The organism is Pseudonocardia sp. ICBG1034 (assembly GCF_020131375.1).
Taxonomy (GTDB): Bacteria; Actinomycetota; Actinomycetes; order Mycobacteriales; family Pseudonocardiaceae; genus Pseudonocardia; species Pseudonocardia alni.
In genome coordinates, this window is the sequence record NZ_JAHLEK010000017.1 from 240008 (window position 1) to 260723 (window position 20716).

Below are 20716 nucleotides of genomic sequence, written 5' to 3' on the forward strand. Positions count from 1 at the left end.
CCCACCGACCTTCTACTTACGGTAGAACTACTACTGGACGTAGAACTTCGCTCGGGAGGTCCGGATGGACGCGCTCGACCTGGCCCGCTGGCAGTTCGGGATCACCACGATCTACCACTTCCTGTTCGTGCCGCTGACCATCGGCCTGTCGGTGATCGTCGCGTCGCTGCAGACCGCCTGGTTCCGCACGGGCCGGGAGGAGTACCTGCGCGCCACGATGTTCTTCGGGAAGCTGTTCCTGATCAACTTCGCGATGGGCGTGGTCACCGGGATCGTGCAGGAGTTCCAGTTCGGGATGAACTGGAGCGCCTACTCCACCTTCGTCGGCGACGTGTTCGGCGCACCGCTGGCGATGGAGGCGCTCATCGCCTTCTTCCTGGAGTCCACCTTCATCGGGCTGTGGATCTTCGGATGGGACCGGCTGCGGAAGGGCGTGCACCTGGCCTGCATCTGGGCCGCGGCGATCGGGTCCAACCTCTCGGCGTACTTCATCCTCGCGGCGAACGCGTGGATGCGGAACCCGGTCGGCTACGAGGTCGACCGCGCCACCGGCCGGGCCCGGCTCACCGACATCGGCGCCGTGCTGACCAACCCGCAGGCCTGGTCGACCTACATCCACGTCGTCGCCGCGGCGTTCCTGATCGCGGGGCTGTTCGTCGCCGCGGTGAGCTCCTGGAAGCTGATGCGCGAACGCTGGAGCCGGCCCGGCGACCGGGCGCCGCACCCGAGCGAGCACACGCTGTTCCGGAAGACCCTGCGCACCGGGTTCCTCGTCACCCTCGTGGCCGGGGTGCTGGTCATCGCCTCCGGTGACCACCAGGCGAAGCTGGCCGCCACCTACGAGCCGATGAAGCTCGCCTCGGCCGAGGCGCTGTGGCAGACCGAGGAGTCGGCCGGGTTCTCGCTGTTCGCCGTCGGCGACGTCCAGGGCAGCCGCAACCACGTCAACGTGCAGATCCCCGGTGTCCTGAGCTTCCTGGCCACCGGCAGCCCGTGGGGTCCGGTGCAGGGCATCGAGAACGTGCAGGCGCAGTACGAGGCGCTCTACGGGCCCGGGGACTACCGGCCCAACATCGCCGTCCTCTACTGGGCGTTCCGGCTGATGATGGGCCTCGGCCTGGCCGGGGTCGCGGTCGCGACGGCCGGGCTCTGGCTGACCCGCGGCGGCCGGCTGCCCGGCTTCACCCGCGACGGCACACCGGCTCCGGCCGGGCGGCTGTCGCGGTGGGCCTACTGGGGTGTGGTCGCCGCGCTGCCCGCGGCGCTGGCGGGGAACATCGCCGGCTGGGTGCTGACCGAGATGGGCCGCCAGCCCTGGACGGTGCACGGCGAGCTGCTCACCGCGCAGAGCGTGTCCCCCGGCGTGAGCCTGGGCCAGGTCGCGTTCTCCCTGGCCGCGTTCACCGCGCTCTACGGGATCCTCGCCGTCGTCGAGGTGCGGCTGCTGTTCCGCTACGTCGCCGCCGGACCCGCCGCCCCCGCGGCCCCGCCCGGCCCCGCCGACGACGCCGACACCGACGCCGAGCGCCGCCCCGCGGCGTTCAGCTACTGACCCCGGAGGGACGACGATGGACCTGCCCACGATCTGGTTCCTGGCCGTGGCCGTGCTGTGGACCGGCTACCTGGTGCTCGAGGGGTTCGACTTCGGCGTCGGGATGCTGGTCCGCGTCCTGGGCCGTGACGCCGAGGACGACCGCGAGGCCGCCCTCGGCGCGATCGGCCCGGTGTGGGACGGCAACGAGGTGTGGCTGATCGCCGCCGTCGGCGCGATGTTCGCCGCGTTCCCCGCCTGGTACGCCGCCATGCTGTCGGGCCTCTACCTCCCGGTGCTGCTGGTCCTGCTGGGCCTGATCGTGCGCGGGGTCGGGCTGGAGTACCGGCACAAGCGCTCCGACGCGCCGTGGAAGGCCCGCTGGGACCTGCTGATCGGTCTCGGGTCGCTGGTGCCGGCGTTCGTGTGGGGCATGGTCCTCGCGAACCTGGTCCGTGGCCTGCCCACCGTGCTCAGCGCCCCGGGCAGCGGGCAGAACACCGTGGTCACCGCGTCGCTCGGGGACCTGCTGAACGGCTACGCGCTGCTCGGCGGCGTCGTCACCACGGCGCTGTTCCTGCTGCACGGCGCGGTGTTCCTGGCACTGAAGACCGACGGGCCGGTGCGGTACCGGGCGCGGCGGTTCGCGCTGCGCGCGGTGGCCCCGGTGCTGCTGGTGACCGTCGCGTTCCTGGTCGCGACGCTCGCGCTGCGCGAGCCGTCCTGGACCACCACGGTCGCCTGGGTCTCCGGCGCGGCCCTCGCCGCGGCCGGGGTGGCGCTGCTGGCCGGCCGCGAGGGGTGGGCGTTCACCGCCACCGCGCTCGCGATCGGCGGGCTGTCGGTCGTGCTGTTCGGCCAGCTGTACCCGACACTGCTGCCCTCGACGACCGACCCCGCGCACACCCTGACCGTCGCGAACGCGGCGTCCGCGCCGTACACGCTCGGCGTCATGTCCTGGATCGCGGCCGTGTTCCTGCCGCTGGTGCTCGGCTACCAGTCCTGGAGCTACTGGGTGTTCCGCCGCCGCCTCGGCGGGGCGCGGGTCGCCCCGGCCGGGACCTCCGACACCGGTGACACCGCGGTACCGGCCCCACGATGACGACCGTGTCCACCCCGTCCGCCACCGCCGGGGCGCCGCCCGCGGGCGGCCCGCCGGTCGACCCCCGGCTGCTGCGCACGGCGAGCGCGGTCCGGGTGCACCTGGCCGTCGCCGCGGTCTGCGGGGTCGCCGCGACCGGGCTGATCCTCGCCCAGGCCTGGCTGGTGTCGCGGGTGGTGGCCGGGGCGACGCCGTCGTTCGGCCTCGACGGCGCACGCACCGGGCCGGGCGCCGGGCTCGACACCCTGGCCTGGCTCGTCGGGGGCGTCGCCGTCGTCGCGGTGGCGCGGGCGTTGCTGTCCTACGGCGCGGAGTCCGCGGCGCTGCGCAGCGCCGCCCGCGCCAAGTCCCAGCTGAGGATGCAGCTCGTGCGCCGGCTCGCGCTCGCCGCACCGGACCCGCGGCGGTCCTCGGGTGAGATCGTCACCCTGGCCACCCGCGGCCTCGACGCCCTCGACGACTACTTCGCCCGCTACCTGCCCCAGCTGGTGCTCGCGGTGCTGGTCCCGGTCGCGGTGCTGGTCGTCGTCGCCGACGCGGACTGGATCTCCGCGGTCGTCATCGCGGTCACGCTGCCGCTGATCCCGCTGTTCATGGCCCTGGTCGGGATGCACACCCGGGCCCGCACCGACCGCCAGTGGCGGCTGCTGTCCCGTCTCGGCGGGCACTTCCTCGACGTCGTGCAGGGGCTGCCGACGCTCGCGCTGTTCCGCCGTGCGCAGGTCGTCGCGGGCAAGGTCCGGGAGACGACCGACGCCCACCGGCACGCCATGACCGGCACCCTGCGGGTCGCGTTCCTCTCCGCGTTCGTGCTGGAGGTCCTCGCGACGCTCGCCGTCGCCCTGGTCGCGGTCGAGGTCGGGCTGCGGCTGCTCTACGGGGACCTCGACTACGCCACCGCGCTGTTCGTGCTGGTCCTGGCCCCGGAGGCCTACCTGCCGCTGCGCGAGGTCGGTGCCCGGTTCCACGCCAGCATGGAGGGCGTCGCCGCGGCCCGGCAGGTGTTCGCCGAGCTGGACCGTCCGGCCGGCGGCGCGCCCGGCGGGACCGCACCGGTGCCGGCGGCCGACCCGGCGGGCCGCGGCCTGACCGTCGACGGGCTGCGGGTGCGCTACCCCGGCGCGGACGCCGACGCCGTCGCCGGGCTGTCGCTGGACCTCGCCCCCGGGGAGACGGTGCTGCTGCGCGGCCCGTCCGGGGCCGGGAAGTCCACCCTGCTCGGCGTGCTGCTCGGCATGGTCGCCCCGACCGGCGGCACCGTCACCGTGCACGGCCGCGACGGCACCGGCGCCGACCTCGCGGACCTGGACCTCGACGCCTGGCGCCGCGGGGTGACCTGGGTGCCGCAGCAGCCGCACCTGTTCGCCGACACCGTCGCCGCCAACGTCCGGCTCGGCGCCGGGCGGGACCACGCGGGCGTCACCGACGACGCCGTGCGGGCGGCCGCACGCCGGGCCGGGCTCGACGCCGTCGTCGCCCGGCTGCCGCACGGCTGGGACACCGTGCTCGGCGAGGGCGGCGCGCAGCTGTCGTCGGGCGAGCGGCAGCGGGTCGCGCTGGCCAGGGCGTTCCTGCGCGACGCCCCGCTGGTCCTGCTCGACGAGCCGACCGCGCACCTCGACCCCGACTCCGCCGACGCGGTCCGCACCGCGGCCGCCGAGCTGCTCCGCGGACGCACCGCGGTCGTCGTCGCGCACGACGCGGGCTGGGCCGAGCACACCGACCGCACCGTCACGATCACCCCGGTCGCGACCACACCCGCCGGAGGCCCGCGATGACCCCCTGGTCGCTCGCCCGCAGCGTGCTGGCACCCCGGCTGCGCGGCGTCGTCGGCGGGGCGCTGCTCGGCGCGCTCGCCACCGCCTGCGGCGCCGGGCTGCTGTCGCTGGCCGCCTGGCTGCTCGCCACCGCCGCCCAGCACCCGTCGGTGACGGCGCTGTCGGTCGCCGTCGTGCTGACCCGTGCCCTCGGCGTCGGACGGGGCGTGGCCCGCTACGCCGAGCGGCTGGTCGGGCACGACGCCGCGCTGCGCGCGCTGTCGGACATGCGCGGCCGCGTCTACGCCCGGCTCGCCGCCACCGAGCCGGTGCGCCGGTTCCGGTCCGGCGAGCTGGTCGCCCGGCTGGTCGGCGACACCGACTCGGTGCAGGACCTGGTGGTGCGCGGGGTGCTGCCGGTCGTCGCGGCCGGGGTCGCCGGGTCCGGTGCGGTGCTGCTCGCCACCGCGCTGTACGTCCCCGGCGGGGCGCTGCTCGCCGCCGGGCTGCTGCTCGCCGGGGTCGCGGTGCCCGCGCTGGCCGCGGCGCTGTCGCGGCGGCCCGCCGAGCGCGCCGGCGTCGCACGGGACCGGCTCGCCACCGCCCTCGTCGACCTGCTCGACGGGGGCCCGGAGCTGCTGGCCCACGGCGCGACCGGCCGCGCCGTCGACGCGGTCGCCCATGCCGACGCCGAGCTGACCCGCACCGCCCGCCGCGACGCCGCGCTGCTCGGCCTCGGCGCGGGGTCCGGCGCCCTGGTCGCCGGGCTCACCCTGGCCGGGACGCTGCTGCTGGGCGTCGCCGCCGTCGACGCCGGCGCCCTGGGCGCGGTCCCGCTGGCCGTGCTGGTGCTGACCGCGCTGGCCGCGTTCGAGATCGTGGCGCCGCTCCCGGCCGCCGCGGCGCGGCTCGCCGCGGTCCGCGCCGGGCTGGCCCGGCTGGTGCCGGTGCTCGACGCCGCACCCGCCGTCGTGCACCGCGACCCGGGGCCGGGGCCGCTGCCGCGCCGCGGTGACCTGCAGGTCCGCGGGCTCACCGCCGCCTGGCCCGGGCCGGGACCGGGCGGGCGCGGCCGCACCGTCCTGCACGGGGTGGACCTCGACGTCGGACGCGGGGAGGTCGTGGCGCTGGTCGGTGCCAGCGGGTCGGGCAAGTCGACGCTGGCCGCGGTGCTGTTCCGGTTCCTCGACCCGCGGGCGGGGTCGGTCCGGCTCGACGGGCACGACCTGGCCCTGCGCCCGCCCGACGAGGTCCGTGCGGTGGTCTCCGGGGTACCCGCCGACCCGCACGTGTTCGACTCGACGGTCCGGGAGAACCTGCGCCTGGCCGCCCCCGACGCCGACGACGCCCACCTCACCGACGTCCTGCGCCGGGTCGGGCTCGCCGGCCTGGCCCTCGACGACGAGGTCGGCGCGCACGGCGCGCGGCTCTCGGGCGGGATGCGCCGGCGGCTCGCGCTGGCCCGCGCACTGCTCGTCGACCCGGCGGTGCTGGTGCTCGACGAGCCCACCGCGCACCTCGACCCGGACACCCGCGACGCCGTCCTCGACGACCTGCTCGCCGCCGCGGCCGGCCGGGCCGTGCTGGTCATCACCCACGACCCGGCGGTGCTGCCGCGGGCCGACCGGGTGTACACGCTGCGCGACAAGATGGTTCGGCTGCGCAGCGGGGCTGCGTGCGGCCCTCGCGAACCGCGGCCCTACTCTGCTCCGAACGTCCGATAGCGGGCCCCGGCCGGCTCCGGGCGTTCGCGAGGTTCTCTCAGTCAGGTCACAGGAGGCCCCTGACACGCTGGGAGCACCTCGCCGGGACACCGTCCCGCGCAGGAGTGCAGGAGTCAGTACGAGCCCGCGCGCGCCACGGCATCCGCCCGGCGCCGCGTCCGGTCAGAACGTGAGGTCACCACCCCGTGCGAGCGTCACGCCGTCCCTCCCCGACGACGTCCGGACCGAGGTCCCCGTCGCGGACCCCCCGGTTCCGGCCCGGCCTGCGCCGGACCCCGGCCCTGGCCCTGCTGCTCGCGGGGGTCCTGGCCCTCGCCGCCTGCACCTCGGGGACCGGCGGCGACACCACCACCGGTGACACCGTGCCGTCGTCGGCGCTGGAGGCCTCCGCGAAGGCCGTCGACCTGAACGGCTGGCGCTGGGACAAGCAGCCGGGCCCGATGGAGATCGGGGTCACCCACACCCAGGACAGCCTCGACGACACCGAGCCCGCGCAGGCCCGCCAGCGCGGCGTCGACATCCTGTCGAGCCTCGGGCAGGAGTACCAGAACCACCACCTCATGGGCTTCGGCACGCTGAACCCCGAGCCCCGGCCCGGTGAGTTCGAGTGGGGCTCGCTGGACCGCCGGATGCAGCTCACCGAGGAGACCGGCGGCAAGGCGATGCTGACGCTGTGCTGCTCCCCGGACTGGATGAAGGGCGCGCCGCGCGACAGCGGCGACACCCGCTGGGACCGGCTCGAGAAGGCGCCGCTGCCCGAGCACTTCGCCGACTTCGCCAACCTGGCCAAGGAGGCCGTGCAGCGCTACCCGCAGGTCGACCGCGTCCTGGTGTGGAACGAGCTCAAGGGCTTCTACAACCAGGCCGAGAACCGCTGGGACTACGAGGGCTACACGAACTTCTACAACCAGGTCTACCAGGCCGTGAAGTCCGTCCGGCCCGACGTCCAGGTCGGGGGCCCGTACGTGGTGATGAGCAGCGTCCCGGTCGACTCGGGCGACGCCTCGGACATCCGCGGCCCCTGGGGCGCGCTCGACCAGCGGCCGCTGGACGTCCTGGACTACTGGCTGAAGAACAACGTCGGGGCGGACTTCATCGTCGTCGACGGCTCCACCACCAACCGCGGCCAGCAGGACGCGATCTCCCCGGTCGACGTCGGCGCCGAGAAGTTCTCGGTGATCGACCGCTGGATCCAGGAGCGGACGCAGCTCCCGATCTGGTGGGCCGAGTTCTACGCCAACGTCCCCGCGGACGCCCAGGCCGGCTTCGCCTCCCCCGCCAGCGCGGTCTCGACGATCGCCGCCCTGCAGGCGATGGCCCGCTCCGGCACCCAGGGCTCGCTGCTGTGGGGACCCGAGGGCAGCAACTCGCTCGAGTACTCCTCGCTGTGGACCCCCGCGACCGACGAGGCCGGCGGCCAGCCGACCCCGCTGACCGAGGCGTGGCGCTGGCTGGTGCCCAGGCTCCGTGAGGGCACCGTCGAGCTGGGCCGGGCGACCGACGGCTCGTCGCTGGGTGGTTTCCGCGCGGCGGACGGCTCGGTGCTGCTCGTGAACTTCTCCGCGGACGCCGTGCCGGTCTCCGGCCAGGACGACATCCCCGGCTGGGCGATCGTGCCGATGACCAGCAGTTCCTGACCCACCCACGACGACGGACGGGCCGGCACCGCAGCAGCGGAGCCGGCCCGTCCGTCGTGGCGGGGTCAGGCCTTCGGACCACCGGCCACGTAGATGACCTGGCCGCTGACGAACGACGAGCGCTCGTCGACGAAGAACGACACGGTCTGCGCGATGTCCTCGGGCGCGCCGGGACGCTGCACCGGGATCTCCTTGGCCCGGGCGGCCTTGAACTCCTCCCAGTCCACGCCGATGCGCTCGGCGGTCGCCTTGGTCATCTCCGAGGCGATGAAGCCGGGGGCGATGCAGTTCGCGGTGACGCCGAACTTGCCGAGCTCGATCGCGAGGGTCTTGGTGAAGCCCTGCATGCCGGCCTTCGCCGCGGAGTAGTTCGCCTGGCCGCGGTTGCCCAGCGCCGAGGTCGAGGAGAGGTTCACGACCCGGCCCCAGGCGGCGTCGACCATGTGCTTCTGCACCGCGCGGGTCATCAGGAACGCACCGCGCAGGTGCACGCCCATGACCGCGTCCCAGTCGTCGACGGTCATCTTGAACAGCAGGTTGTCCTTGGTGATACCGGCGTTGTTGATCAGCACCGTCGGGGCGCCGAGGCGCTCGGTGACCGCGTCGACGGCCGCGGCGACGGCCTGCTCGTCGGCGACGTTCGCACCGAACGCGGCCGCGGTCCCGCCGGCGGACTCGATGGCCTCGACGGTGGCCTTCGCGGCCGACTCCTCCAGGTCCAGCACCGCGACCTTGTGCCCGTCGGCGGCGAGCCGGATCGCGGTGGCGGCCCCGATGCCGCGGGCTCCACCGGTCACGACGGCGGTCCTCTGCTGCTGGGTCATGTCTCTCCTCGCTGATCGACGGTGATCTCCGGGTGTCTCCCGCCGCCGATCGTGTCACCACCTACCGCAGAGTCACATCGCGGCCCGTGCGACATCGCTCACCCCCGATCGGAGGCGTCGGGTGCACTAGCGTCGAGGTGTCCGTTCCCGACCAGGAAGGATTTTCATGGCCGTCGAGCGTTCCGAACCGACCTACCGGCTTGCTCTGCCGGAACCCACGACCTCGTTCGAGCAGGACGCGGAGTACTGCGTGCTGGACCTCGGGCAGGGGTGGACCGAGTACCGCTTCCACGACTACGACGAGCTCTTCAAGATCCCGGGCCTCTACGAGAAGCTGTTCTACGACATCCTGCAGTGCCAGTCCCCGGCCGTGGTGGCCGGTGCGCTGGCCGAGCAGCTCGACGCCGTCGGCGTCGACCCGTCCGGACTGCGGGTGCTCGACGTCGGCGCCGGCAACGGCATCGTCGCCGAGGAGCTGCGCGCCCGCGGCGTCGGCAAGGTGGTGGGGATCGACATCCTCCCCGAGGCCCGCGAGGCCGCCGAGCGGGACCGCCCGGGGGTCTACGACGACTACCACGTCGTGGACCTCACCGACCTGGACGACGAGACCACCGCGAACATCGCCGCGGGCGGTTTCGACGCCCTGACCTGCGTCGCGGCGCTCGGCTTCGGCGACATCCCGCCCGCGGCGTTCCGCGCCGCGTTCGACATGGTCGCGGTCGACGGCTTCGTCGCGATCACCCTGCGGGACGACTTCCTGAGCGACGGCGACACCTCCGGGTTCGCCGGCCTCATCTCCTCGCTGCTGGCGTCCGGCGAGCTCGAGGAGCTCGGGGCGACCGTCTACCGGCACCGGCTCGCGACCAGCCGCGACCCGCTGCTCTACCGGGCCGTCGTGGCCCGCAAGCGCCGCCCGCGCGGCTGACCCCGCGCGTTCGCACCGGTCCGCGACGTGTCGGCCGGTGCGAACGCGCCGCCGCGAGACCTTCCGGACATTCCGGGTTAGGTTAGCCTCGGTTATTGTCCCGATGTGCTTCGACGACTGATCCCCCTGCTGGCCCTCGTGGGCCTGCTCACCGCCTGTACGTCCGGCGGTCCCGGCCCGACGGCCGCCCCGTCCACCGCCGACGGCGCGTTCCCCGTCCGCATCGACAACGCCTTCGGCGCCGCGGAGATCCCCGCCCGCCCACAGCGGGTCATCGCCCTCGGCGTCACCGACGCCGACCCCGTCCTCGCCCTGGGTGTGACCCCGGTCGCGGTCGCCTCCTACACCTTCTACCAGGAGACCGGCGGGCTGGGCCCGTGGGCACGCGGGCTCGTGCAGGGCGAGGCACCGCAGGTGCTCACCGAGCCCGAGCCGAACCTGGAACGGATCGCCGCGCTGCGCCCGGACGTGATCATCGCGCTGTCCTCGGGCATCGACCAGGCCGCCTACGACCGGCTGACCGCGATCGCGCCGGTGGTCGCCCGTCCCGCGGGCTCCATCGCGTTCGGGGTGAGCCGCACCGACCAGATGCGCGCCGTCGCGACCGCGCTGGGGGAGACCGCTCGCGGTGAGGAGCTGGTCCGGACCGCCGACGCCGCGTTCGCCGACGCCGTCACCGCGCACCCGCAGTTCCGCGGGAAGGTCGGGGCGACGGTGCTGCCCTTCGACGGTACGTACGGCGCCTTCACCGCCGCCGACGCCCGTGGCCAGTTCATGACCGGTCTCGGCTTCGCGCAGCCACCGGCCATCGCCGAGCGCGACGACCGGCAGAGCTTCTACGTCGAGGTCTCCTCCGAGCAGGCCGGCCTGCTCGACGGCGACGTCCTGGTGATGCTGGCCGACGAGGGCGCCGCGAAGCAGCAGGTCGACTCCGACCCGGTCCTGCGCCAGGTCCCGGTCGTGGCCCGCGGCGACATGGTCGTCCCCGACGCCGACACCCGCGGCGCGATGACCTACAACTCCGTCCTGTCCGCGCCGTTCGCCCTGGAGCGGCTCGTCCCGCAGCTCGCGCAGAGGCTCGGTGGCTGATCCGGGTTAGGGTCGCCCCGTGAGCGTGATGGAGCGATTCCGACTGGACGGCAGGGTCGCCGTCGTCACCGGTGCCTCGTCGGGCCTCGGCGTGGCCTTCGCCGAGGGCCTCGCCGAGGCCGGCGCGGACCTCGTGCTGGGGGCGCGGCGGGCCGAGAAGCTGGCCGACACCGTGGCGCTGGTCGAGGCGGCCGGGCGGCGGGCGGTGGCCGTCGCCACCGACGTGGCGGAACCGGAGGACTGCCGGGCGCTGGCGCAGGCCGCCGTCGACGAGTTCGGCCGGCTCGACGTGCTGGTGAACAACGCCGGCGTCGGCACCGCGGTGCCCGCCCTGAAGGAGACCCCGGAGCAGTTCACCGGCGTCGTCGACGTGAATCTCAACGGCTCCTACTGGATGGCGCAGGCCTGCGCCGCCCACATGGCGCCCGGGTCGAGCATCGTCAACATCTCCTCGATCCTCGGGCTCACCACCGCGTCGCTGCCGCAGGCGGCCTACTCCGCGTCCAAGGCGGCGATCGTCGGCCTGACCCGGGACCTGGCCCAGCAGTGGACCGGACGCCGGGGCATCCGGGTCAACGCGGTCGCGCCCGGGTTCTTCGCCTCGGAGATGACCGACCAGTACCAGGACGGCTACCTGGAGCGGATGACCGAGCGGATCCCGATGGGCCGCAAGGGCGACCCGGAGGAGCTGACGGCGGCCGTGCTGTTCCTCGCCTCCGACGCCGGTGGCTACGTCACCGGCCAGACCTGGGCCGTCGACGGCGGCATCACGATCACCTGACCGGCCGGTCCGGTCCCGGGGGCGCCGTACGGCGTGCCCCCGGGACCTCCGCGCTCAGCTGCGGGGCACGTCGTCGGACTCCGGGGTCAGGCCGGAGGCGGGCACCAGGTTCCAGCGCTCCAGCGCCGCCCGGACCTGCTCGGCGGCGTCGACGTTGAGCGGGCCCGAGGTCCACAGGGCGTAGGGCAGGTTCAGGAACCGGTTCTCCCTCACCGCGGGCAGGTCGCGGGTGTCGGGACGGCTCCTGAGGACCGCGACCTTCTCGGCGAAGGTCTGCGGCGGGTAGTCGACGAACAGGAACGCGGCGGGCTGCGCCGTCGCGACCCGCTCCCACGAGACCGTGGTCCAGGTGTCGTCGACGTCGGAGAGCGCGTTGCGCGCCCCGGCCGCCTCCATGATCGCCTGCGGGGCGCCGAACCGGCCGCTGGAGAAGGGCGTGTCGGTGCCGCTGTCGAACAGGAACACCGTCGGCGGTGTCGCGGCCTCCGGCGCCCTCCCCAGCGCGTCGAGCCGGGTGTCGAGGTCGGCGACGACACGGTCGGCGTCGGCGGTGTGCCCGGTGATGGTGCCGAGGTTGTGCAGGTCGTCGCGCAGCGCCGTCCAGGGATCGACGATGCCGCGGGCGCTCTGCCCGTCGGCCTGGCGGCAGGACTCGGTCAGCACGTACGGGGCGATGCCCTGCTCCCGCAGGCGGGCCGGGGTGAGGTTCTTCTCCTCGCCGTAGCCGTAGTTCCAGCCGGCGACCATCACGTCGGGGTCGCGGGCCAGGACGGTCTCCAGCGTCGGGTACTCCGGCGCGGCCTGCGCCAGGCCGTCGACGGCGGCACCGTAGTGGCGGCGCAGCGTGTCGGCGTCGCGCTGCATGCTCGACACCGCGGTGACCCGGTCCTGGGCGCCGAGCGCCAGGACCATCGAGATCATGTTGCCGTCGTTGACGAACAGGCGCTGCGCCGGCGCCGGGAACTGCGCGGGGACACCGCAGTTCTGCACGGTGACCGTGCCGGCGGGGCCACCGGCTGCGGCGGGTGCCGGGGCGGGCGCCGAGCAGGCGGCGAGGGCGACCACCCCCGCGGCGAGGACGGCGGACAGGCGTGGCGGACGGGTCACGAGCTCTCCCTGAGCGAGTCGAACACGAGGCGGGACCGCCCGGTCACCGGATGCGTGACACGGGCGGCGGCGACCCCGAAGACCCGAGAGACGGTGTCGGGGTCGAGGTCGGACACGGCCGGGAGGGCCCGGCCGTCGTGCAGGACGACGAGGCGGTCGCACCAGCGGTCGGCCAGGTCGAGGTCGTGCAGGCTCACCACCACGGTCCGGCGCAGCGACCGGACCAGCTCCAGCAGGCCCAGTGCGTGCCGGACGTCGAGGTGGTTGGTGGGCTCGTCCAGCAGCAGGACACCGGCGTCCTGGGCGAGGCCGCGGGCGAGCAGCACCCGGCGCCGTTCACCGCCGGAGAGCCGGTCGACCGGGCGGTCGGCGAGCCCGTCGAGCTCGACCGCGGCCAGCGCCGCGGTGACCGCGGCCCGCTCGACCGCGTCGCCGCCCGCCCACGGCGGCCGGTGCGGCACCAGACCGAGCGCGACGACCTCCCCGGCGCACAGGTCGGGCGGCAGGTCCTCCTCCTGGCCGACGAACGCGATCCGCCGGGCCCGCTGCCGGGCCCGCAGCGCGGTCAGCGGGGTGCCGTCGAGCAGTACGCGCCCCGCGGCGGGCCCGCGGATCCCCGCGAGGGCGCGCAGCAGGGTGGACTTGCCGCTGCCGTTGGGCCCGACGACGCCGAGCACCTCCCCCGGCTCGACGGCGAGGTCGACCCCGGTCAGGACGGTGCGGCCGCCCAGTACGCAGGTGAGCCCCTCGGCACGCAGGCTCACGCCAGGCTCCCGGCGGTCCGGTAGCGGCGGCGGCCCATCAGGATCAGGAACACCGGGGCGCCGATCAGCCCGGTGACCACGCTCAGCGGCATCTCGGTGGGCCGCACCGCGATCCGGGCGGCGACGTCGACGACGAGCAGGAACAGCGCGCCGCCCAGCGCGGTCACCGGGAGCAGCACCCGGTGCCGGGACCCGACGAGCAGCCGGGCCAGGTGCGGCACGACCAGGCCGACAAAGCCGATCGCCCCGGACACCGCGACGAGCACGCCGACCGCGACCGCGCACACGGTGAACAGCGCGGTCCGGGCGGCGGTCACCGGCACGCCGAGTGCGGCCGCGGTGTCGGGCCCGGCGGTGAGCGCGTCGAGCCAGCCACTGAACGCCACGAGCAGCACCAGCAGGAGCGCCACCGTCACCGCGGGCACCGCGACCCGGCCCCACTGCGCCCCGGACAGGCTCCCCAGCAGCCAGAACAGCACGGACTGGGCGGCGGCCGGGTCGCCGGAGCGGAACACCAGGTAGCTCGCCGTCGCCGAGAACGCCGAGCCGAGCACGGTGCCGGTGAGGATCAGCCGGATCGGGGTGAGCCCGCCCTGGGCGACGGCGATCGCCCCGACCAGCGCTCCGGCCGCGAGGGCCCCGAGGAGTGCGCCGGTGAACAGCGCCCAGGTGCCGAGCGCACCCAGCACCCCGGTGGTGATGACGGCCGTGGCGCCGACGCTCGCGCCGGAGGACACCCCGAGCAGGTAGGGGTCGGCGAGCGGGTTGCGCACGAGGGTCTGCACCCCGGCGCCGGCGAGCGCGAGGCCCGCGCCGACGATCGCGGCGAGCAGCGAGCGCGGCATCCGCAGGTCCCGGACGATCGTCGAGACGGGGCCGGGCCGGTCGTGCAGCACCGCGTCGACGACCTTCGCGACGGGGAGGACCTCGGCGCCGAACGCGAGCGAGCCCACGAGCGCGACCGCCAGCAGTACGGCGAGTGCCGCGGTCACCGTCGCGGACCGCACCGCCCGTCGTTCCCACACCTGCACAGTTCATCATGTGGAGGCGCGGCCACGGCTGCGGGGAAGATCACCGACCGGGTCGGGGCCGTACCCGTAACGCGGCGGGCCGCGCCCCGACCGGACCGACGGCTCCGGTCCTCAGTCGAGCAGCACCGTGCGCAGGTCGAGGCGGCGCAGCACCCGGTCGACGGCGTGCGGGTCGACACCGGGCTCACGCCGCGCGGCCAGTACCTCGGTCCGGGCGGCGGCCAGCGCCGAGGCCTGGGCCTCGGCGAAGGCGGTACGGGCCTTCTTCACCGCCGCGATCCGGGACCGCTCCTCCTCCGAAGGCGTCTCCCCCGACAGCACCCGCTCCAGCCGCTCGACCCGCTCCCGCATCGCGGTGCCGACCTCTTCGGGCAGGCCCCGCACCGTGCGTTCGAACTCAAGCGTCGCGACGGCGGCGCGGCGCGCCCGCAGCACGATCTCGCGTTCGGCGCGCTCCTCGGCGTCGGCCTCGTCGTCGATGTCGAGGGCGCGGACCAGCATGCCGAGGGTGAAGCCGGGCACGAGCAGCGTCACGAACAGCACCGACACGGCGATGAGGACGAGCTGGTCGCGGGCGGGGAACGGCGCCCCGGACGCGGTCTGCACCGGCAGCGACAGCGCGAGGGCGAGCGTGGCGAGACCGCGCATGCCGCACCAGGACAACAGCACCGCCTCGCGTCCGGTGAGCGGCGCGGCGCCGGCCGCGGCGGCGTCGTCGGCGCTGCGGGACAGCAGCCGCCAGGCGACGACCATCCACAGCACCCGCACCGCGACGACGACCAGGCACACGACCGCCGCGTGCGCGAGCATCGCCGGCAGCTCGTCGCCCGCGGCGAGCACGACCTGGCGCAGGTCGAGCCCGATCAGGCCGAACGCGAGCCCGGTGACCAGCAGCTCGACGACGTTCCACAGCGAGGACTGGGTGAGCCGCTCGGCGGCCTCATCGGCGTCGGCCCCGGCGCGCAGCTGCAGCGCGAGCACGACGACGGCGATCACCCCGGAGGCGCCGAGCTCGTCGGCGGCCAGGTAGGTGGCGAACGGCAGGACCAGGGTGAGCGCGCTGCGCCCGGTGGCGTCGGTGAGCCTGCCGAGCACCCGGCGCGCCAGCCAGGCCACACCCAGTCCGATGAGGACCGCGCCGGCGGCGCCGAGCACGAACCGCAGGCCCAGCCCGAGCGGGCTCAGCTCGTCGCCGGAGACGGTCGCCAACACCGCGGCCTGGAACACGACCAGCGCGGTGGCGTCGTTGAACAGGCCCTCGCTCTGCAGCACCGCCACCACGCGGCGTGGGATCGGGACCTGCCCGGCGACGGCCTCGACGGCGACCGGGTCCGGTGGGGCGACCATCGCCCCGAGCGCGACGGCGGCGGTGAGCGCGAGCCCCGGCACGAGCAGCCAGACCGTCCCGGCGACCGCGGTGGCGGTGACCAGCACCAGGCCGACGGCGAGCAGCGCGATCGTCCGCCTGCGCGCCCGGAACAGCGCCCACGACGTGCGCTGCGCCGTGGCGAACAGCAGCGGCGGCAGGAACAGCGGCAGGATCAGCTCGGGGTCGATGACGAACGCGTCGGGCAGTCCGGGCAGCAGCGCGACGACCACGCCGAGGACCACCATCAGCGCGGGCCAGGGCAGCCGGAGCCGGTCCCCCACCCCCACCAGGACGACCGCGGCCACCATCAGCCCGACGAGCACGAGCAGCATCTCCACGGACCGACACCCTGCCCTCCCCGCCGCCGGACGGCAGCCGACGCGCCGTGCCAGGATCACGGCGAGACCCACCGCCACCGATCCGAGGAGGTCCGCCCCGTGCCCCGCAACCCCTACGACGAGCTGCCCCCGGTCCCGTCGTTCACCCTGACCAGCACCGACGTGAACGACGGCGCTGCGCTCGCCACCCCCCAGCTGTCCGGCATCTTCGGAGCGGGCGGCGAGGACGTCTCGCCGCAGCTGTCCTGGTCCGGCGCGCCGGAGGGGACGCAGTCCTACGCCGTCACCTGCTACGACCCGGACGCCCCGACCGTCGCCGGGTTCTGGCACTGGGCGGTGTTCGACGTGCCGGCCTCGGTGACCTCGCTGCCGTCGGGCGCCGGTGACGACACCGGGTCCGGCCTCCCCGAGGGCGCGGTCCAGCTGCCCAACGACGCGAGCCTGGCCCGCTACCTGGGCGCCGCGCCGCCGCCCGGGCACGGTCCGCACCGGTACTACTTCGTGGTGCACGCGGTCGACGTGCCCACGCTGGACGTGCCCGCCACCGCGACGCCCACGTTCCTGGCGTTCACCCTGTTCAGCCACACCGTCGGCCGCGCCGTCCTGGTCGGGACGCACGCGAACCTGAGCTGAGGCCCGCCGGCGTGGACACGGACGCGGAGCTGGACCGGCTGTACCGGGTCCCGCCGGAGGACTTCGTCGCCGCACGCGACGACGCCGCCGCCCGTGCCCGCGCCGACGCGGACACCGACGCGGCCCGGGAGATCGCCGCCGCCCGGCGGCCCACCCGGGCCGCGTGGCTGGCGAACCTGCTGGTCGACGACGCCCGCGACGAGGTCGAGGGGCTCCTGGCCCTGGCCCCGGTGCTCGCCCACGCCCAGCGCTCCCTCGACGGCGCGGCCCTGCGGGAGGTGTCCGCGCAGCGCAACCGGCTGGTCGGGGCGCTGGCCCGCCGGGCCGCGGCCCTCGGCCGCGCCGCGGGGGCCCGGGTGGGCCCCGGTGTGGAGCGCGACGTGCGGTGGGTGCTGGAGTCGGCGCTGGCCGACCCGGACCTGGCCGACCGGGTCCGGTCGGGGCGGCTGGAGCGCTACGAGCGGCACAGCGGCTTCGGGCCGCTCGGGGAGACGGGGTCCGCGGCTGCGGGCTTGACGCCGGACGCGGACGCTCCGCGGGGCGACCGGTCCCCGCAACCGGAGCGGGGCGGCCGGAGCCGGGACGGCGACGGGGAGCTCGCCGGGCGACGGCGCGACGCCCGGCGGGAGGCCGAGCACCGCGCCGCGCAGGAGCGGGAGCGACGCGAGGCCGAACGGCACGCGCAGGCGCTCGCCGAGGCCGAGAAGGCCGTCGAGACCGCCCGACTGGCCGCCCACGACGCCGGCCGCGAACGCGACGACGCCCGCGACCGCGCCGACCGGGCCGACGGGCGCCGCGACGACGCGCACCGCCGGGTGGACGAGCTGACCGCCGAACTGGAGCGCGCCCGCTCCGCCGCCGAGGAGGCCGACCGTGCCCGCGACGAGGCCGGCCGCGCCGCCCGCGACGCCGCGGGGCGGGCCGAGCGGGCCGAGGAGGACCTGGCCCGGGCCGAGGAGGCGCTGGACCGGCTGCGGTCGGACTGAGTCCCCTCCGCTCCGACACCCCGCGCCCGCCCGCCGGCCCGTGGCATCCTGACCCGGATCCGAGAACGAGGAGCCCCCGTGTCCGACGATCCCCGCCGTCACATCCGTGCCCCGCAGCAGATCAAGCACCTGAACGAGGACCTGCTCGCCCGGCGCGACCGTGGCGAGCTGCCGTTCGAGCTGCCCGTTCTGACCGTCCCCGGCCGGCGCAGCGGCACACCCCGGCACACGCCGCTGACGGTGTACGCGACCGGCGGGCAGCGGTTCGTCGTCGGCGGGTTCCCGGGCGCGGACTGGATCGTCAACGTCCGGGCCGCGGGCGGGCGGGCCACGCTGAGCACGGGGCCCGACGCCGACCCGGAGTCCGTCGTTCTGGTGGAGGTGCCGCCGGAGCAGGCGCGCCCGGTGCTGGAGGCCTGGCCGCAGGTCACCCCGGAGGGCGTCGGGATCATGGTGGAGAACGGGGTCGTCGCCGAGCCGACGCCCGAGGCGCTGGGTGCCCTGACCGGCATCTGCCCGGTGTTCCGCATCGACCCGGCCCGGTAGCCGTACGACGCCGGCGACCGCACGTGGCACGGTGACCGCCATGGACATCGGCATCGTCTTCCGGCCCGAGCTGCCCCCCGAGGAGCTGCCGGGCGTGGCCCGTGACGTCGAGGCCGCGGGGCTGGACTAGCTGTGGCTGTGGGAGGACTGCTTCCTGCACGGCGGGACCGCCACCGCGGCCGTCGCGCTGGCCCGCACCGACGCGCTGACCGTCGGGGTCGGGCTGTTCCCGGTACCGCTGCGGAACCCGGCGGTCGTCGCCATGGAGACCGCCTCGCTCGCCCGGCTGTTCCCGGGCCGCTACCTGCCGGTCCTCGGGCACGGCGTGCTCGACTGGATGGGCCAGGTCGGCAACCGGGTCGCCTCGCCGCTGACCCTGCTCGCCGAGCACACGACCGCGGTACGGGACCTGCTCGCCGGTCGCGAGGTCACCCGCTCCGGGCGCTACGTCTCCCTGGACCGGGTCCGGCTCGACCACCCGCCGACGACCGTCCCACCGGTGCTGGTCGGCGGGCGCGGGCCGCGCACCCTGCGGCTGGCCGGGGACCTCGCCGACGGGGTCCTGCTCGACTCGGGCCTGACCCCCGCCGACGTCCGGTCCTCGCTCGACGCGTGCGGCCCGGGCGGCGCCGCGGACGGGTTCCGGCGCATCGGCTACGTCGCGCTGCCGGAGCACCGGGCCGAGGTGGAGGCCGTCGTCCGGAGCCACGCCGCCGCCGGGCCGGACACCGTCGTCCTGGTCCCGCCGGCCGGCGCACCGGACCCGCGTCCCTGGCTGGAGGCCGTGGCCGCGGCCCGCAGGACGCTCACGCCGGAGCGGTGAACCCCGAGCGCAGCTCCCGCTTGCGGACCTTCCCGGTCGCCGTCCTGGGCAGCGGCTCGTCGGTCCACCGCACGTGCGCGGGCGCGGCGAACTCCCCCACCCGCGCGGCGACGGCGGCGCGGACGGCGTCGTCGTCGCGGGCCGCTCCGGGGCGGGCGCGGACCAGTGCGGCGACCTCCTCGCCCAGGCGCGGGTGCGGCACGCCGAGCACCGCCACCTCCAGCACCCCGTCGACGGTGTGGATCGCCGCCTCCACCTGCGCGGAGTACACGTTCTCCCCACCGCGCAGCACGACATCCTTCAACCGGTCCACGACGTACACCCAGCCGTCGGTCACGTGCCCCAGGTCGCCGGTGCGGAACCAGCCGTCGACGAACGCCTCGGCGTCGGCGTCTGGCCGGTTCCAGTAGCCGCGGACCACGTTCGGGCCGCGGAACCACAGCTCGCCGACCTCGCCGTCGCGCAGCGCCTCCCCGTCCGGGCCGGCGACCCGCAGCCGGGCCCCCGGCGCGGGCCGGCCGACCGAGTCGGGACGGGCCCGGTACTCCGACCCGGTGTTCGCGCAGATCGCCGAGGTCGTCTCGGTCAGGCCGTAGCCGTTCGCGGCCCCGGCGCCGAGGTCGCGCCCGATCCGCGCGACGAGCTCGGGCGGCACGGGTGCCCCGCCCATCCCGACCGTCCGCAACGACACGAGGTCGGCGGGGTCGGCGCCGTCGAGCAGCTCCGCCGTCGTCGACGGGACACCGTTGGAGCGGGTCAGCCGCTCGGACCGGACGACGGCCCGCGCCGCGACCGGGTCCCAGCGGTGCAGGGTCGCGAGCTTCGCCCCGCCGAGCACGGCGCCGACGAGTCCGTTGATGCCGGCGATGTGGAACATCGGGTACATCAGCAGCGTCCCCTGCTGCCCCGGCGGCGGTTCCACCCCGGAGTCGAGCGCGGTGGCGCGGGCCTGCAGCGCGACGTTGAGCAGGTTCGTCACGTGGTTGCGGTGGGTGCCGACCGCGCCCTTCGGTCGGCCGGTGGTGCCGGAGGTGTAGAGGATCGTCGCGTCGTCGTCCGGACCGGGCGCGGTGACCCCGACCGGGTCACCGGGGCCGTCGGTGCGCAGCCCGAGGTCCTCCCACCCGGTCACCGGACCGGGCGCGGGCGCGCCGCCCCCGCGGACCCGGACGACCGGCACCCCGGCGCCGCTCCCACCGCACAGGGCGGCGCACCGTTCCGGGTCGGCCACGACCAGCCCGGCACCGGAGTCGGCCACCGCCCACGCCAGCTCGGGTGCGCTCCACCAGGCGTTCAGCGGTACGACGACCAGCCCCGCGACCTGCGCGGCGAAGAAGACCACCGGCCACTCCGGCAGGTTCCGCATCGCGATCGCGACCCGGTCGCCGGGGCGCAGCCCGAACCGTCCGGTGAGCACGCGGGCCAGGTCGGCGACCAGGCTCCGGTGCTCGCCGTAGGTGCGACGCTCGCCGTGGTGGACGGTGAACGTGCGCTCCGGCCACGCCGCCGTCGCCGCCCACAGCTCGGCCAGGGTGTGCGGGCCACGCCGGTAGACCCGCATCGCGGCGCCGCGCACGTCGGCGTCGACCAGCTCGAACTCCCCACCGGGCGCGGTCAGTGCGGCGATCACCGGGCCGAGCCCGGTGGTCGCGGCGGTGTCGTCTCTCGGGGTGTCTCGCATCGGCGCACCTCCTCGTGCCCGTCCGTCCTACCCCGGCGGCCGCTCCGGCGGAAGCCGTGATCGTTCGC

General features: G+C 75.5%; 19 protein-coding genes. 12 read left to right on the plus strand and 7 right to left on the minus strand.

The window, feature by feature from the left end:
* The first annotated feature begins 64 nt into the window (after positions 1-64).
* The 5 genes from KPF22_RS16000 to KPF22_RS16020 all read left to right on the plus strand — a co-directional run bounded on the left by KPF22_RS16000 (position 65) and on the right by KPF22_RS16020 (position 7751).
* Positions 65-1552: a cytochrome ubiquinol oxidase subunit I gene (locus KPF22_RS16000; RefSeq protein ID WP_224402534.1), complete on the plus strand. Its 1488-nt coding sequence runs from the start codon at positions 65-67 to the stop codon at positions 1550-1552.
* Between the two features lie 16 nt (positions 1553-1568).
* On the plus strand, positions 1569-2633 hold the full coding sequence (gene cydB, locus KPF22_RS16005; RefSeq protein ID WP_224402535.1) for a cytochrome d ubiquinol oxidase subunit II: 1065 nt from the start codon (positions 1569-1571) through the stop codon (positions 2631-2633).
* A 5-nt stretch (positions 2634-2638) separates the two neighbouring features.
* Complete coding sequence (gene cydD, locus KPF22_RS16010) at positions 2639-4411, plus strand: thiol reductant ABC exporter subunit CydD (RefSeq protein WP_224402536.1); 1773 nt, start codon at positions 2639-2641, stop codon at positions 4409-4411.
* Positions 4408-6114, plus strand: a complete 1707-nt coding sequence (gene cydC / locus KPF22_RS16015) for a thiol reductant ABC exporter subunit CydC (protein WP_224402537.1) — start codon at positions 4408-4410, stop codon at positions 6112-6114. The genes cydD and cydC overlap by 4 nt, the downstream gene beginning before the upstream one ends.
* Positions 6115-6299: 185 nt before the next feature.
* A complete protein-coding gene (locus tag KPF22_RS16020) occupies positions 6300-7751 on the plus strand; it encodes a hypothetical protein (protein WP_208824031.1) in 1452 nt (483 codons plus the stop codon).
* A 65-nt stretch (positions 7752-7816) separates the two neighbouring features.
* On the opposite strand, the gene fabG is transcribed toward KPF22_RS16020, so the two are convergent.
* The gene (fabG, locus tag KPF22_RS16025) at positions 7817-8575 is read right to left on the minus strand and encodes a 3-oxoacyl-ACP reductase FabG (protein ID WP_178373846.1); all 759 of its coding nucleotides are present in this window, start codon (positions 8573-8575) and stop codon (positions 7817-7819) included.
* Between the two features lie 166 nt (positions 8576-8741).
* Here fabG and KPF22_RS16030 point away from each other — a divergent pair, with 166 nt between their 5' ends.
* The 3 genes from KPF22_RS16030 to KPF22_RS16040 all read left to right on the plus strand — a co-directional run bounded on the left by KPF22_RS16030 (position 8742) and on the right by KPF22_RS16040 (position 11370).
* Positions 8742-9500, plus strand: a complete 759-nt coding sequence (locus KPF22_RS16030; RefSeq protein WP_208824033.1) for a class I SAM-dependent methyltransferase — start codon at positions 8742-8744, stop codon at positions 9498-9500.
* 273 nt (positions 9501-9773) lie between these two features.
* A complete protein-coding gene (locus tag KPF22_RS16035) occupies positions 9774-10589 on the plus strand; it encodes an iron-siderophore ABC transporter substrate-binding protein (RefSeq protein ID WP_374107507.1) in 816 nt (271 codons plus the stop codon).
* Positions 10590-10608: 19 nt separating this feature from the next.
* Positions 10609-11370 (plus strand): SDR family NAD(P)-dependent oxidoreductase, encoded by a 762-nt coding sequence (locus KPF22_RS16040; protein ID WP_224402538.1) that lies wholly within the window; start codon positions 10609-10611, stop codon positions 11368-11370.
* A 54-nt stretch (positions 11371-11424) separates the two neighbouring features.
* Here KPF22_RS16040 and KPF22_RS16045 read toward each other — a convergent pair whose 3' ends face one another.
* The 4 genes from KPF22_RS16045 to KPF22_RS16060 form a co-directional block, all read right to left on the minus strand.
* Complete coding sequence (locus tag KPF22_RS16045) at positions 11425-12477, minus strand: ABC transporter substrate-binding protein (RefSeq protein WP_224402539.1); 1053 nt, start codon at positions 12475-12477, stop codon at positions 11425-11427.
* Complete coding sequence (locus tag KPF22_RS16050; RefSeq protein ID WP_208824039.1) at positions 12474-13241, minus strand: ABC transporter ATP-binding protein; 768 nt, start codon at positions 13239-13241, stop codon at positions 12474-12476. The genes KPF22_RS16045 and KPF22_RS16050 overlap by 4 nt, the downstream gene beginning before the upstream one ends.
* Positions 13238-14233 (minus strand): iron ABC transporter permease, encoded by a 996-nt coding sequence (locus tag KPF22_RS16055; RefSeq protein WP_224402540.1) that lies wholly within the window; start codon positions 14231-14233, stop codon positions 13238-13240. Before KPF22_RS16055 ends, KPF22_RS16050 begins: the two co-directional genes overlap by 4 nt.
* A 150-nt stretch (positions 14234-14383) precedes the next feature.
* Entirely contained in the window at positions 14384-15973 is a 1590-nt protein-coding gene (locus tag KPF22_RS16060; protein WP_224402959.1) for a Na+/H+ antiporter, read from the minus strand.
* 105 nt (positions 15974-16078) lie between these two features.
* Between KPF22_RS16060 and KPF22_RS16065 the strand changes: the two genes are divergently transcribed.
* The 3 genes from KPF22_RS16065 to KPF22_RS16075 all read left to right on the plus strand — a co-directional run bounded on the left by KPF22_RS16065 (position 16079) and on the right by KPF22_RS16075 (position 18144).
* The gene (locus tag KPF22_RS16065; RefSeq protein ID WP_062394868.1) at positions 16079-16612 is read left to right on the plus strand and encodes a YbhB/YbcL family Raf kinase inhibitor-like protein; all 534 of its coding nucleotides are present in this window, start codon (positions 16079-16081) and stop codon (positions 16610-16612) included.
* An 11-nt stretch (positions 16613-16623) separates the two neighbouring features.
* On the plus strand, positions 16624-17598 hold the full coding sequence (locus KPF22_RS16070) for a hypothetical protein (RefSeq protein WP_224402541.1): 975 nt from the start codon (positions 16624-16626) through the stop codon (positions 17596-17598).
* A 78-nt stretch (positions 17599-17676) separates the two neighbouring features.
* Complete coding sequence (locus KPF22_RS16075) at positions 17677-18144, plus strand: nitroreductase/quinone reductase family protein (protein WP_224402542.1); 468 nt, start codon at positions 17677-17679, stop codon at positions 18142-18144.
* A 126-nt stretch (positions 18145-18270) separates the two neighbouring features.
* Here KPF22_RS16075 and KPF22_RS16080 read toward each other — a convergent pair whose 3' ends face one another.
* A complete protein-coding gene (locus KPF22_RS16080) occupies positions 18271-18408 on the minus strand; it encodes a hypothetical protein (RefSeq protein ID WP_224402543.1) in 138 nt (45 codons plus the stop codon).
* Between KPF22_RS16080 and KPF22_RS16085 the strand changes: the two genes are divergently transcribed.
* Positions 18368-18967 carry an LLM class flavin-dependent oxidoreductase gene (locus tag KPF22_RS16085; protein WP_255624854.1) on the plus strand — a complete coding sequence of 200 codons (600 nt, stop codon included), beginning with the start codon at positions 18368-18370 and terminating at the stop codon, positions 18965-18967. The genes KPF22_RS16080 and KPF22_RS16085 overlap by 41 nt on opposite strands.
* On the opposite strand, the gene KPF22_RS16090 is transcribed toward KPF22_RS16085, so the two are convergent.
* Positions 18951-20648, minus strand: coding sequence for a class I adenylate-forming enzyme family protein (locus tag KPF22_RS16090; protein ID WP_224402544.1), 1698 nt, complete (start codon positions 20646-20648; stop codon positions 18951-18953). The genes KPF22_RS16085 and KPF22_RS16090 overlap by 17 nt on opposite strands.
* Positions 20649-20716 lie beyond the last annotated feature (68 nt).

What these genes read in the sequence shown, in the direction of transcription:
- KPF22_RS16000 (WP_224402534.1), top strand. Translation starts at nt 65, where the DNA reads ATGGACGCGCTCGACCTGGCCCGCTGGCAGTTCGGGATCACCACGATC.
- cydB (WP_224402535.1), top strand. Translation starts at nt 1,569, where the DNA reads ATGGACCTGCCCACGATCTGGTTCCTGGCCGTGGCCGTGCTGTGGACC.
- cydC (WP_224402537.1), top strand. Translation starts at nt 4,408, where the DNA reads ATGACCCCCTGGTCGCTCGCCCGCAGCGTGCTGGCACCCCGGCTGCGC.
- fabG (WP_178373846.1), bottom strand. Translation starts at nt 8,575, where the DNA reads ATGACCCAGCAGCAGAGGACCGCCGTCGTGACCGGTGGAGCCCGCGGC.
- KPF22_RS16030 (WP_208824033.1), top strand. Translation starts at nt 8,742, where the DNA reads ATGGCCGTCGAGCGTTCCGAACCGACCTACCGGCTTGCTCTGCCGGAA.
- KPF22_RS16060 (WP_224402959.1), bottom strand. Translation starts at nt 15,973, where the DNA reads ATGCTGCTCGTGCTCGTCGGGCTGATGGTGGCCGCGGTCGTCCTGGTG.
- KPF22_RS16080 (WP_224402543.1), bottom strand. Translation starts at nt 18,408, where the DNA reads ATGGCGACGACCGCCGGGTTCCGCAGCGGTACCGGGAACAGCCCGACC.
- KPF22_RS16090 (WP_224402544.1), bottom strand. Translation starts at nt 20,648, where the DNA reads ATGCGAGACACCCCGAGAGACGACACCGCCGCGACCACCGGGCTCGGC.